Source organism: Sphaerisporangium album (assembly GCF_003323745.1).
Taxonomy (GTDB): Bacteria; Actinomycetota; Actinomycetes; order Streptosporangiales; family Streptosporangiaceae; genus Sphaerisporangium; species Sphaerisporangium album.
Map to the genome: position 1 here is coordinate 56,379 of NZ_QOIL01000006.1, position 12,838 is coordinate 69,216.

Annotated in this window: 13 protein-coding genes; all 13 read right to left on the minus strand. The window is 70.4% G+C overall.

Annotated elements, in window-relative coordinates; genetic code table 11:
• Positions 1 to 14: 14 nt before the first annotated feature.
• Positions 15 to 710: a ribonuclease HII gene (locus DQ384_RS12305; protein ID WP_114028899.1), complete on the minus strand. Its 696-nt coding sequence runs from the start codon at positions 708 to 710 to the stop codon at positions 15 to 17.
• Between the two features lie 384 nt (positions 711 to 1,094).
• Positions 1,095 to 1,622, minus strand: coding sequence for a signal peptidase I (gene lepB / locus DQ384_RS42840; RefSeq protein WP_245966416.1), 528 nt, complete (start codon positions 1,620 to 1,622; stop codon positions 1,095 to 1,097).
• A gap of 747 nt (positions 1,623 to 2,369) precedes the next feature.
• Entirely contained in the window at positions 2,370 to 3,248 is an 879-nt protein-coding gene (gene lepB / locus DQ384_RS12315; RefSeq protein WP_114028901.1) for a signal peptidase I, read from the minus strand.
• Between the two features lie 224 nt (positions 3,249 to 3,472).
• Positions 3,473 to 3,838: a 50S ribosomal protein L19 gene (gene rplS, locus DQ384_RS12320; RefSeq protein ID WP_114028902.1), complete on the minus strand. Its 366-nt coding sequence runs from the start codon at positions 3,836 to 3,838 to the stop codon at positions 3,473 to 3,475.
• A gap of 167 nt (positions 3,839 to 4,005) precedes the next feature.
• A complete protein-coding gene (trmD, locus tag DQ384_RS12325; RefSeq protein WP_114029191.1) occupies positions 4,006 to 4,791 on the minus strand; it encodes a tRNA (guanosine(37)-N1)-methyltransferase TrmD in 786 nt (261 codons plus the stop codon).
• A 116-nt stretch (positions 4,792 to 4,907) separates the two neighbouring features.
• Positions 4,908 to 5,423: a ribosome maturation factor RimM gene (rimM, locus tag DQ384_RS12330; protein WP_114028903.1), complete on the minus strand. Its 516-nt coding sequence runs from the start codon at positions 5,421 to 5,423 to the stop codon at positions 4,908 to 4,910.
• Positions 5,424 to 5,537: 114 nt separating this feature from the next.
• Positions 5,538 to 5,780 carry an RNA-binding protein gene (locus DQ384_RS12335; protein ID WP_114028904.1) on the minus strand — a complete coding sequence of 81 codons (243 nt, stop codon included), beginning with the start codon at positions 5,778 to 5,780 and terminating at the stop codon, positions 5,538 to 5,540.
• Between the two features lies 1 nt (position 5,781).
• Complete coding sequence (gene rpsP / locus DQ384_RS12340; protein ID WP_114028905.1) at positions 5,782 to 6,246, minus strand: 30S ribosomal protein S16; 465 nt, start codon at positions 6,244 to 6,246, stop codon at positions 5,782 to 5,784.
• A gap of 334 nt (positions 6,247 to 6,580) precedes the next feature.
• Entirely contained in the window at positions 6,581 to 8,137 is a 1,557-nt protein-coding gene (gene ffh, locus DQ384_RS12345; RefSeq protein WP_114028906.1) for a signal recognition particle protein, read from the minus strand.
• Positions 8,138 to 8,254: 117 nt separating this feature from the next.
• On the minus strand, positions 8,255 to 8,815 hold the full coding sequence (locus DQ384_RS12350; RefSeq protein ID WP_114028907.1) for a GTP-binding protein: 561 nt from the start codon (positions 8,813 to 8,815) through the stop codon (positions 8,255 to 8,257).
• Positions 8,816 to 8,825: 10 nt separating this feature from the next.
• Positions 8,826 to 9,209: a DUF742 domain-containing protein gene (locus DQ384_RS12355; protein ID WP_114029192.1), complete on the minus strand. Its 384-nt coding sequence runs from the start codon at positions 9,207 to 9,209 to the stop codon at positions 8,826 to 8,828.
• A 5-nt stretch (positions 9,210 to 9,214) separates the two neighbouring features.
• Complete coding sequence (locus tag DQ384_RS12360; RefSeq protein WP_114028908.1) at positions 9,215 to 9,637, minus strand: roadblock/LC7 domain-containing protein; 423 nt, start codon at positions 9,635 to 9,637, stop codon at positions 9,215 to 9,217.
• Positions 9,634 to 12,744, minus strand: coding sequence for a sensor histidine kinase (locus DQ384_RS12365; RefSeq protein WP_147268753.1), 3,111 nt, complete (start codon positions 12,742 to 12,744; stop codon positions 9,634 to 9,636). Before DQ384_RS12365 ends, DQ384_RS12360 begins: the two co-directional genes overlap by 4 nt.
• Positions 12,745 to 12,838: the final 94 nt, after the last annotated feature.

Consider the following 12,838-nt stretch of genomic DNA (forward strand, 5'->3'; position numbering starts at 1 on the left):
CCCGGTGTGGCCGATCAGGCGACACCGGCCCCCATTTCATTCTCGCCTATCTCGGCCCCCGCTCCGGACCGCGCCACCGTGTTCACGGTTACGAATGAGAACCGATGATGCGGACTGGGCCCGTGGGCCGCCAGAGCGCGACGGTGCCCCGCCGTCACGTACCCCTTGTGGTCGGCGAAGCCGTACTGGGGGTAGAGGTCGTCCAGCGAGGTCATCATGCGGTCCCTGGTCACCTTGGCGATGATGGACGCCGCGGCCACGCACGCCGAGACCTGGTCTCCCTTCCACACCGCCAGCGACGGGGCGGGCAGCCCAGGCACCGGGAATCCGTCGATCAGAACGTACCCGAGATCGCACTGAAGACCTGCGACGGCCCGCCGCATCCCCGCGATGTTGCACTTGTGCAGGCCGCGCGCGTCGATCTCGTCCGGCGGGATCACCACGACCTTCACGGAGCGCGCGGTCGCCATGATGCGGTCGTGAAGCTCCTCGCGCCGGGCGGGGGTCAGTGCCTTGGAGTCGGCCAGGCCGTCGATCTCGGTGCGCAGGACCACGGCCGCGACCACGAGCGGCCCGGCGCAGGCTCCGCGGCCCGCCTCGTCGACGCCGGCGATGGGCGACAGGCCTCGCCGCGCGAGCGCGCGCTCATATCCGTACAGACCGGAATCGCGGCGCACGATGCTGGGACGCGGACGGTAGAGAACAGTCATAAGCCAAGCGGCACGGAACCCCGCCGCGAAGGGATGAACCCGCGGGACGGTCGGACCCCCCGGCCGGTGAACGGCGATGCGAGCACGACCATGGGGCAAGCCTACGCCCGAATGCGCCGCGGGGGTACGCTATCGCACCTTTGAGAACCTCTCCTGCGCGCTCACGTACACAGGCATGCGCCGCCACCAGCAGGAACGACCAGAAGGGCGGATCGGACGGCCGGTCCCCCTCCGACCACGTCATCTGCGCGATCTTCCATGCGGGGCGCCGAGGGCCGGTGTGCCGGCCAGGAGACACATCACCGGCCTGGCGTACCTCTGGCAGTGACGGGAGGATGCCTTGCGACGACACTCCCGAGCGGTGTGCCCTGGCCTCCGTCCGCGCTAGCGGATCTTGGCGAACGTTTCCGGGACTGGCAGCGTCGATATGCGGGAGAAGGGCCAGTACAGCGCGAACGCCCTGCCGATGACGTCGCCGGTGGCGATCGTGCCGTGGAAGCCGTTCTTCATGTAGGCGCGAGAGTCCTCCGAGGCCGCGCGGTGGTCGCCCATGAGCCACAGGCGTCCTTCGGGCACGGTGACGTCGAACTTCTCCTGCGACGGGAAGTCGTCCGGGTTGAGGTACGACTCCTCGTCGAGGGGGACGCCGTTCACCGTGATCCGGTTCTGGGCGTCACAGCACTTCACATGGTCGCCGCCGATGCCGATGACGCGCTTGATCGTTGGAGTGCCGTCCCAGCCGTGGAAGACCACGACCTCTCCGCGGTCGATGTCCCCGGTGAGGCGGTTGACGATCACCCGGTCGTCGATGAGCAGGGTGTTCTCCATGGACTCCGACGGGATGAAGAAGGAGTCCAGGACGAACAGGCGCACCAGCAACGCGACGACGACCCCGCCGAGCACCAGCAGCACCGACTCCCGCCACCCGGATCTCTTCCCTTTGGCGTCGGATGCGGCGGTGTCCGGCTCGCCGGACGGCGACACGCCGGAGCCGGCCGCGGATCCCGTACGCTCCCCCGAGTCCGAATCCGAGTCCGCAGGCTCGGGCGCGGTGGCCTGGGCAGCACCGGAGGGACCGGTGAGGCCGGCGCCAGGAGCGCCTGCCCCGGGCGCGGCAAGGTCAGGCGAGCCGGACTCGGAGGCGGCAGAGCGAGGAGAGCCGGGCTCACCCGCACCGGAGGGGTCAGAGGTGCGGGGATCGGGCTCGGGCCTGTGCTCTGTGACGCTCATCGGAACTTTGGGGCGGTTTCCCGGCGGCGAGCCGGGAGGGGTTCGTGGCCCCGTCTCCTTCAAATGTCTCGGGGGTGGACGGACGGCTCCGCGTCTCTTGGACGTGGAGGGAACGTTTCACACTCACTGCACGGAACAACGGTTCCGAATCATAGGGGTGGAAACGATGCCGAATGTCCGGACTCAGCAGAAATTCTCCAGCCACAGGCAGGCACCCTCCGCGAGCGGAGAGGATCCTCCCCAGCCCGAGCAGCACCCACGAAACTCAAAGCTCCCGATCATCTCCGAGAAGCTCTGCGGCCAAGGGCCAGACGACCGCCGCAGCGACCTGAAGACGGTCACCGTACTTCCGCAGGCGTCAGGCCACGCCGGCCCAGGCGGGTGCGCCCACGGGGTGATGTCGCGGGCTTGGGGCGGTGGGGGCGGTGGTCAGAGGGTTGGTACTCGGGTTCGGGGCAGGTATCGGCGGCGGAGGGTTACCAGAGGGAAGGCGCCGGCGAAGCCGAGGAGGAGTGGCGACGTGGACTCGGCCAGGGCGGCGGCCTTGAGGGCGGGCTGGGTGAAGGTGTCCGGGATCGGGAGCGTGGTCGCGCGGCCGAGCGGCCAGACGACGACGAAGGCGCGCCCGACCACGCTGTCCTTCGGGATGGCGCCGCCGCCGGGGTCGCCCTGGTGGGACCGCGAGTCCAGGGAGACGGAGCGGTGGTCGCCCATGACCCACAGGCGGTCCTTCTCGACCTTGATCTCGAAGAACTTCTGGGACGGCTGGTCGTCGGGGTACAGGTAGGCCTTCTCGTCGAGCGGGACGCCGTTCACCGTGATGCGCCCCTGGGGATCGCAGCACTTGACCGTGTCGCCGGGCAGGCCGATGACGCGCTTGATGTAGTCCTTCTCGCCGGGGACGACGCCGAACGCCGTGCCCACCCAGCGGAAGAAGCCGGAGACCGGATTGGAGGGCTCGGGGACGTTGATCTCGCTGGCCCAGGAGTCGACGCCGGAGAAGACCACGATGTCGCCGCGCTCGATCTCACGCGTGTGGTAGACGAGCTTGTTGACCAGCACCCTGTCGTTGACGAGCAGGGTGTTCTCCATGGACTCCGAGGGGATGTAGAACGCCTGGACCACGAAGCTCTTGATGATGAGCGCCAAGAGAAGCGCCACCACCACCAGAACCGGCAACTCGCGCCAGAACGAGCCCTTCTTTTCCTTGCCGCCCTTGGCAGCCGGCTTGGTGTCTTCCGCGACCACGTCTACCTCGTCCTCGACGGGGCGGCGCGGCCCGCCGGCCCCCTGGCCATCGCTAGTCATCGGTGTCGAGCCTAAATGATGCCCGCTCCACGCCGGGTCGCCGACTCGGCTTCACGCCCAAAGAACTGGGCACCCCCGGCCGTATGACCAGGGAGGCGAGCGGGGAACGCCCCGGCGTTCGGCTGGAGCTCCCGGTCCGGCGGAGCCGCCCCGCGCCGGCCCCGGAAGAACCCCAGCAAAATGGCCCGCATCCCTGGTGGGATGCGGGCCACCGAGCGTAAGGGCTACTTGCCGGTGGGCAGCGCGTCGCGCTTCTCGCGGATTCGGGCGGCCTTGCCGCGCAGGTCGCGCATGTAGTAAAGCTTCGCCCGGCGGACGTCGCCGCGGGTCACGACATCGATCTTCTCGATGACCGGGCTGTGCACCGGGAAGGTGCGCTCGACGCCGACGCCGTAGCTCACCTTGCGGACGGTGAACGTCTCGCGGGCGCCACCGCCCTGGCGGCGCAGGACGAAGCCCTTGAAGACCTGGATGCGGGACCGGTTGCCTTCGACGACGCGGACGTGGACCTCCAGCGTGTCGCCCGGGCGGAAGCTCGGGACGTCACTGCGTACGGCGGCCTTCTCAAGCTCCTGGATCAGCGTGTGCATGGCAGCGGTTCCTCGATTTAAGCGAGCACCCGGAGGTCCGCCCGGCCATGCGTGTGGCACGGCATCGAGGTGGACACGAGCGCTGGGCTGAATACGTCTGGGAGGCCGGGCGTCGCTCTTGCCCGAGCCGACCGCGCGTCGACCACGAACGAGTCGACGGCAGCGATTCAGTTTGCCATATCTTCCGGCGGGAAGCGAAACGAAGCGTCGTCGAGGACCTCGCGGTCGCGCTTGTCAAGAGCTCCGGGGCCGAGCCGCGTGAGCAGTTCGGGCCTGGTGGAGGCCGTGCGGCGCAGCGCCTCGTCCCGCCGCCAGCGGGCGATCGCCCCGTGGTTGCCCGACAGCAGGATGGGCGGCACCTCGTGGCCGCGCCACACGGGCGGCTTGGTGTAGACGGGGCCTTCCACGAGGGAGGCCATGGCGCCGGGGGCGAAGGAGTCGTCGGCTACGGAGTCGGCGTTGCCGAGCACGCCGGGCAGGAGGCGCGCGACGGCCTCGACCATGACCAGCACGGCAGCCTCGCCGCCGGCGAGGACGTAGTCGCCGATGCCGACCTCGTCGACGCGCAGGCGGGGGCCGTACTCGGCCATGACGCGGGCGTCGATGCCCTCGTAGCGGGCGGGCGCGAACAGCAGCCAGGGCTCTTTGGCGTATTCGAGCGCCACTTCCTGGGTGAACGGGCGTCCGCTGGGCGTCGGCACGATGAGGCGGGGCGGGGCGGTGGCGGCGCCGGCGATCGCGTCGATGGCCTCACCCCACGGCTCGGGCTTCATGACCATGCCCGGCCCGCCGCCGTACGGCGTGTCGTCGACGGTGCGGTGCACGTCGTGCGTCCAGTCGCGGAGCTGGTGCACCCGGATGTCGAGGATGCCCCTCTGGCGCGCCTTGCCGATCAGGGACACGTCGAGCGGGGCGAAGTATTCGGGAAAGATCGTGATGATGTCGACGCGCATGCCCGCGTCCCGCCCGGCCTCCGGCAACGGGGACGGGTTCAGGTCCGCGACCAGATCGAGCGGCGCGTCCAGGCCCAGGTCGCGGCCCTGGCCCGGGTTCGAGTCCAGGCCCATGGTCAGATCGCCTCGTTCACGTCGAGCAGCCCGGGCGGGGCGTCCACAACGACACGACCGGCGTCCAGGTCGATCTCGGGCACCAGGGTCTTGACGAAGGGGACGAACACCTCGCCGGCTCCCCGCCGCACCACCAGCAGATCTTGCCCGTGGTGGAGGACGTCGGTGATCTCGCCGACGGCCTCGCCCGCGACGGTCACGACGGCCAGGCCGATGAGCTGGTGGTCGTAGAACTCGTCCGGGTCCTCCGGCGGGGGGACGTCGTCGGAGTCGATCACCAGCATGGTGCCGCGCAGCGCCTCGGCGCCCTCACGGCCGAAGACGCCCTCGAAGCCGAGCAGCAGGATGTTCTTGTGCCAGCGCACGGTCTCGACGACCAGCGGCCCCGCGCCCGAGGGGTCGGTCGCCAGCGACACGCCGGGGGCGAAGCGCGTCCCCGGGTCGTCGGTGCGCACCTCGACCGTCACCTCGCCACGGATGCCGTGCGGGCGGCCGATACGGCCGACGACGAGCTGCACGTCGCTGCTCCTTTCGAACTCGCGGAGCCCAGGAGGGCGCCGCAGAATCGCGACAGGGGACCGCCCGGCTGCCGGGGGTCCCCTGTCCAGAGGGCTGGTGGCCTCTGAGCCTCGTTACCGGGCTTCGTTCAGGTCGAGCAGGTCGACCCGTACGTACTTGCCGTCGGCCAGGGCGTTCATCACGGTGCGAAGCGCCTTGGCCGTGCGGCCACCACGGCCGATGACCTTGCCGAGGTCCTCGGGGTGAACCCGGACCTCCAGGACGCGCCCGGTGCGAATGCGACGGGCGCGCACAAGAACGTCGTCGGGATGCTCGACGATGCCCTTGACCAGATGCTCGAGGGCTTCCTCAAGCACCTCAGACCTCGCCTTCCGGCTTCTCCTCCGCGGCCGGCTCGGCCGGAGTCGCAGGGGTGTCGTCGGCCTTCACGGTCTTCTTGGCCTTGCGCTGGGTGGTGGCGTTGCTGCTGCCGGTGTCACCGGACAGCGCCTCCTTGGCGGCGGCCTCGTAGATGGCGTGACGGTCGGGCTTGGGCTCGGCGACGAGCAGAGGCGCCGGGGCGGGCTCGCCCTTGAACTTCTGCCAGTCACCGGTCAGCTTGAAGATCTTGAGAACCGGGTCGGTCGGCTGGGCGCCGACGCCGAGCCAGTACTGCGCCCGCTCGGAGTCCACCTTGATAAACGAGGGGTTCTCCTTGGGGTGGTAGAGGCCGATCTCTTCGATCGCACGGCCGTCACGCTTGGTGCGGCTGTCCGCCACCACGATGCGGTACTGCGGGTTGCGGATCATGCCGAGCCGCTTGAGCTTGATCTTGACTGCCACGGGTGTGGTCTCTCCTGGGCTTTGAGCGCGGGTGGACGGGCGTCTCGCCGAGTGGGGCACGACGGGATGACCGCCCGAGGGACAAGCGTGAGCCGCGGGGGTGAGAGGGCACCCACGGCCACGGTGTTCCAACATGACATTGTGCCAGATGTTCCGGCCGCTTTCCGAATCGGCGCGACCTCACACCGTGTCGGGCCGATTTCTGTACCGCACCGCGCCCCTGTGCCGGGAGGCTCCCCTGACCGGGCCGCTACCCCCGTGCCCGACCTCCACCCCGCCGGACCGCCCGAAGACCGGCGGCGCCCGGTACGCGAGGCGGGGCGCCGCCGTGGGACTACTTCTGGCCGGGCAGGCGGAACTTGGAGGGATCGAAGCCGGGCGGGAGCTCCAGGCCGGGGGGCAGCTGCCCGCCCACGCCGTCCAGGCCGGCGAGGCCCGGCGGCAGCGGCTCGGAGGACCCGCCGCTCGCGGCGCCGGCCTTGCCGAGCGCGGCCTTGCGCGGGTCGCCGCTGACCCTGCGGCCCTTCTTGGCCTTCTTCTGCGCGGCCTTGCCGCCCTTGCGGCCGCCGGGCATGCCCGGGATGCCCATGCCCCCGGCGACCTGCTTCATCATCTTCTGCGCGTCGAAGAAGCGGGTGACCAGGTTGCTGACCTCGGTGACGGTGACGCCGGAGCCCCGGGCGATGCGGGCGCGGCGCGAGCCGTTGATGATCTTGGGTTCCTGGCGCTCGGCCGGGGTCATCGAGCGGATGATGGCGGCGACGCGGTCGAGGTCGCGCTCGTCGACCTGGTTGAGCTGGTCACGCATCTGCCCCATGCCGGGCATCATGCCGAGCAGGTTCTTCAGCGGGCCCATCTTGCGGACCATCATCATCTGCTCGAGGAAGTCGTCGAGCGTGAAGCCGTCGCCGGAGACGAGCTTGCCCGCCATCTTGGCGGCTTCCTGCTCGTCGAAGGTGCGCTGCGCCTGCTCGATCAGGGTGAGGATGTCACCCATGTCGAGGATGCGGCTCGCCATGCGGTCGGGGTGGAAGGCGTCGAAGTCTTCGAGCTTCTCGCCCGTGGAGGCGAACATGATGGGACGGCCGGTGATGTGCCGCACCGACAGCGCGGCGCCGCCGCGGGCGTCGCCGTCGAGCTTGGTGAGCACGACGCCGTCGAACCCGACCCCGTCCATGAAGGCCTGGGCGGTGGTGACGGCGTCCTGGCCGATCATCGCGTCGACGACGAACAGGACCTCGTCGGGGCTGACGGCGTCGCGGATGTCCGCGGCCTGCTTCATCAGCTCCTGGTCGATGCCGAGGCGGCCGGCGGTGTCGATGATGACGATGTCGTGCTGCTGGCGCCGGGCGTGGTCGATGGAGCCGCGCGCCACGCCGACCGGGTCGCCGACGCCGTTGCCGGGCTCGGGCGCGTAGACCGGGGCTCCGGCGCGCTGCCCGACGACCTGGAGCTGCTGCACGGCGTTCGGCCGCTGGAGGTCGGCGGCGACCAGGAGCGGTGCGTGGCCCTGGTCGCGCAGCCAGCGGGCGAGCTTGCCGGCGAGGGTGGTCTTGCCGGCGCCCTGCAGGCCCGCGAGCATGATGACGGTCGGTGGGTTCTTGGCGTACCGCAGCCGCCGGGTCTCGCCGCCGAGGATCCGCACCAGCTCGTCATTGACGATCTTGACGACCTGCTGGGCGGGGTTGAGCGCCTGGGAGACCTCGACCCCTCGCGCGCGCTCCTTGACATGGGAAACGAAGTCCTTGACGACCGGCAGCGCGACGTCGGCCTCGAGGAGTGCGATGCGGATCTCTCGACAGGTCGCGTCGATGTCGGCGTCGGACAGCCTGCCCTTTGACCTGAGGGATGAGAAGACCGATGTCAGGCGGTCGGAAAGCGTCTCGAACACGTGATGGCCAGCCTCTGTGTCACGGGTCGTCCGGGGTGAGTTGACTCGAACTCCCAGCCTATCCGCTCCTGAGGCCGGTCACGCGTACCCGGCCGCAGGGGCGGGGACCGGGACGCGTCAGCCTCTCCGGCCGGGCACCGAGACCCGCATCGTCAGAGCATGCTCGACCAGGGCGATCAGCGTGCTCTTGACCGAGTCGCGCTTGCGCGCGTCGGTCTTGACGATGGGGACGTGCGGAGAGAGCGTGAGCGCGTCGCGCACCTCCTCGTCGCCGTACGGGTGCTGGCCGTCCCAGCCGTTGAGGCCGATGACGAACGGCAGCTTGGCCTCCTCGAAGTAGTCGACCGCGGGGAAGCTGTCGGCAAGCCGCCGGGTGTCGACCAGGACGACGGCGCCGATGGCGCCGCGGACCAGGTCGTCCCACATGAACCAGAACCGGTGCTGGCCGGGCGTGCCGAAGAGATAGAGGATCAGTTCGCTGTCCAGCGACACGCGGCCGAAGTCCATCGCGACGGTCGTGGTGGCCTTGCGCGGAATGAGCCCCAGGTCGTCGATGCCCGCGCTGGCGTCGGTCATGACCGCTTCGGTGGTGAGGGGGACGATCTCGGAGACCGCCCCGACGAAGGTGGTCTTGCCGACGCCGAAGCCGCCCGCGACGACGATCTTCGTCGAGGTCAACCCGCCGCGGCTAGAGCCTGCGAAGTCCACTGAGTACCCTTTCGAGCAGGTTGAAGTCCGGCTGTCCGGCGTCCAGTTGCGGGTGGTGCAGCTGGACGAATCCTTCCGCGGCCATGTCCGAGATGAGGACCCGGGCAACGCCGAGGGGGACCCGCAGGAGCGCGGAGATCTCCGCGACGGAACGCACCTGGCGACACAGCGTGTTGATCGCCTGGTACTCCGGAATCAAGCCGGAAATATCTTGATATGGAGGAATCGTGGAGTGCACCAACGTCTCCATGGCGAGGTGCGTCCGCGGTGCCGAGCGCCCGCCGGTGACCGTGAAGGGCCGGACGGGCGAAGAGGGTTCCTGTTGGTAGGGCCGTAAACCGTCCTCCCAGCCCGGACCGCCCATGGAGTTCACCGCGGCGACGACGCCTGAAGTTCGGCGCGCACGGCCGGGGTCAGCACCTGGCCGGCACGCTCGACCATCAGCGTCATCTGATAGGCGACCAGGCCCATGTCACAGTCGGGCGCGGCGAGCACGGCGAGACAGGAGCCGTCGCTGACCGACATGATCAGCAGAAGCCCCCGCTGCATCTCCACGACGGTCTGCGTGACCGCCCCGCCCTCGAAAACCCGGGAGGCGCCCTGGGTCAGGCTGATCAGACCCGCGGCCACCGCCGCGAGCTGGTCGGCCCTGTCCTTCGGGAAGCCCTCGGAATAGGCGAGTGGCAGCCCGTCGGAGGACACCACCACCGTGTGCGCCACCCCCGGCACCGACCGGACGAAGTCGGTGATCAACCAGTTGACTCCGCGGGCGGCCTGGCTCAGCTCTCTCACTTGTCCTCCTTATCGCCCTGTGTGCGCCGCAGGTCGGTGTTGAACGCCACCTCTTCCTCGCTGAGCTCCCCGCGGGCGACCGCCCGGCCCTGGCGGATGCCCTGCTGGAAGCTGGACAGCCGGCTGCGCGCCCGGTCGGGCGAGAGCGGGGGCATGGCGGGGACGGATGAGGTGGCGTGCTCGGCGCCTGTCGCGGACCCGGGCACCAGATTGGCCTTCGGAACCCGCTTGGGAAGGCCCGCCATGGTGGTCCCGTCCCGGACGGGCTCCTGCACCACGGCCGCGGCCTGCCAGCCGGCGTCGGCGGGGTTCTGCTGCCAGGCGCCGGTGTCCTTCTCCTTGTCCTGCACCGGGTCCGCGCGGCGGAACCAGGCGGACTCGACGGAAGCGAAGATCGGCAGGAACTCGTCCTCCTGTTCCATCGGGGAGGGCCGCACGGCCGGTAAGGGCCCGGTGACGGCGTCCAGGTCAGAGGTTTCGTAGCGGCGGGGCCGCATGCGGGTCGGCAGCTCGCCCGGCCCCGTGGGAGGACCGGCGTACCCGCCGGAGCCGGTGGCCGGTCCCCCGGCGCCCGGACCCTGCGGGCGCCCGCCGAACAGGCTCGGCCCCGTGCCCGGCCCGGCGTAGCCGCTGGAGCCGGTCGTCGGCCCGCCGAAGCCGGACCCCGTGGAGGGCCCGCCGAAGCTCGAAGACCCCGGGACCGGCCCGCCGAAGGCGTCCGTGCCTCCCGCCGGATCGCCGTAGCCCCCCGCGCCGGCGGTGGGCGGCCCGCCGAACGCGGACGGACCCATCGCGTCGTCGAACGCGCCGGTCACGGGCCCGCCGAATCCGCCGGCGGTGCCCGGCCCGGCGAACCCGCCGCCGGTGGTCGGGCCCAGGGGCCCCGTCCCGTTGGTCCCGAAAGTGGCCGGGCCCGTGGGCGAGCCGAACAGCGCCCCGGCCTGGGCGTCGAACCCGCCCTGCGAGGCGGAGGCGAACAGGTTCTGTCCGCCGGGCTGGCCGGACCCCGACCAGGCGGACGCGCCCGCGAACGCCTGCCCGCCGGAGGAAGAAGAGGAAGAGGAGGAGCCGCCCGCCGGGTGGGCGGACATGCCCATGAGCGACTCGGGCAGCAGCACCATCGCGGTCAGGCCGCCCGCGTCGTGCCTGCGCAGCTGGACGCGGATGCCGTTGCGCAGGGCGAGCCGGCCGACCACGAACAGGCCCATGCGGCGCGACACCGACACGTCCACGACCGGCGGGTTGGCCAGCCGCCAGTTGGTCTGGGCGAGTTCCTCCTGTGTCATGCCGATGCCCGCGTCGGTGATGGAGATCATCACGCCGCCGCCGTCGATGCGGTTGGCCGAGACCGTCACCCGGGTCTCGCGCGGGGAGAACGAGATGGCGTTCTCGACGAGCTCGGCGAGCAGGTGGATGACGTCGTTGACGGCCTGGCCGGCGATCGAGACGCCGGTGGGGACGTGCATCGCCACGCGCTCGTAGTTCTCGACCTCCGACAGCGAGGCGCGGGTGACGTCGAGCAGGGGCACGGGCTGGCTCCACCGGCGCGCGGGCTCCTGGCCCGCGAGGACCAGCAGGTTCTCACTGTTGCGCCGCATGCGGGTGGCCAGGTGGTCCAGGCGGAAAAGATCGCCGAGCCGCTTGTCGTCCTGCTCGCCCTGCTCCAGGCCGTCGATCAGGGTGATCTGCCGCTCGACCAGCGTCTGCGTCCTGCGGGAGAGGTTCACGAACATGGCGCTGACGTTGCTGCGCAACTGGGCCTCGTCGTTCGCGAGCCTGATCGCCTCGCGGTGGACCTCGTCGAAGGCCCGGGCGACCTCACCGACCTCGTCGTTGGACATGACGCCGATGGGGGCGACCTCCGGCGCGCCCGCGGTGCCCTCCGACTCGCGCAGCTTCTGCACCATCTCGGGCAGACGGCGTCCGGCGATCTCCAGGGCGCCGCCGCGCAGCCGCCGCAGCGGGAGGACGAGGGAGCGGGCCATGATGGCGGTGATGGCCAGGACCAGGATCATCAGCAGGACCACCGCGCCGATGTTGATGGCGGCCTGGTTCTGCTCGGCGCGGGCCAGCTCGGCCGCCTGGTCGACGATGGACCGTCCCAGCGCGCGTTGCACGTCGTGCATGCGGTCCAGCCGCTCGCTGGCGGCGCCGAACCAGTAGTCCACGTCGTTGGTGCCGCCGCCGAGGCCGCGCAGGAACTGGTTCTGCCGGATCAGCTCCAGCGACCGGTCGACCAGGGCGGCGGCCACGTCGATCTTGGGGCCGCTGACGGTGTCCTGGTAGAGCTGACCCTGGGTGAGCGTGGCGCGGGAGAAGAACGCCTGCAGCTCGCTGTCCTGCCGGGCGCGCGCGGCGTTGAAGGCGTCCAGCTCGGCCGGGGTGAACTGCTGGATCGTCAGGCCGATGCTCAGAAGCCCGCGCTGGCGGGAGGACTGCTCGGCGGCGCGGCTGAGGGAGGCCAGCGCGGAGGCGCTCGCGTCCAGGGTGGCGTCGGTGCTGCCGCGGCCGATCTCGTCGAACATCGTGAGCAGGTCGTCGATCGCCAGCGAGTACTTCTGCAGCGTCGGGAGCGCGGGCAGCTGGGAGTCGCTCACGGTCTTGCGCAGGGAGTTGAGCTGGGCAAGCCGGTCGAGCAGCCGCTGGTACGGCGGGCGTCCGCTGTCGCGCAGGGCCGGCTCGACCGTGCTGCGGTGGTCTTGGACGATCTGGACAAGCGCGTCCACGGCGTTCTGCTGGTCGCGCAGCAGCAGCTTGGCCTGGCTTCCGCGCCGGCCGCCCGCGACGAACCGGACCGACAGGTCGCGTTCCAGGTCGAGCTGGTGGGCGAGGTCGCCCAAGGTGGCCACGAACTGCGCCACCGTGCGGACGCGGTCGTACTCGGTCGCGTTCTGGATCGACGTCGCCACCCGGAGACCACCGAAGAGGACGGCCACCAGGGTGGGCACCAGGATGAGCGCGATGAGACGGGTGCGCACCCGCCAGTTACGCAGTGCGAGCGAGCTTCCTGCCGACTGACGCGGGGCGGCGGGGGCGTCCTGGGCGGAGGGCGATCGGTCTGCGTCCGGCTTGGTGCGGTGACCGCTCTCGATTGTTGCTGTCCTCACTGGTCGCAACCTCTCGCCAGCTGGTCTGCGTGGGGGATGGACGCACTTGACGTGTGTGACACATGGCAAGTGACGGGCAATCGGAGCATAAGCC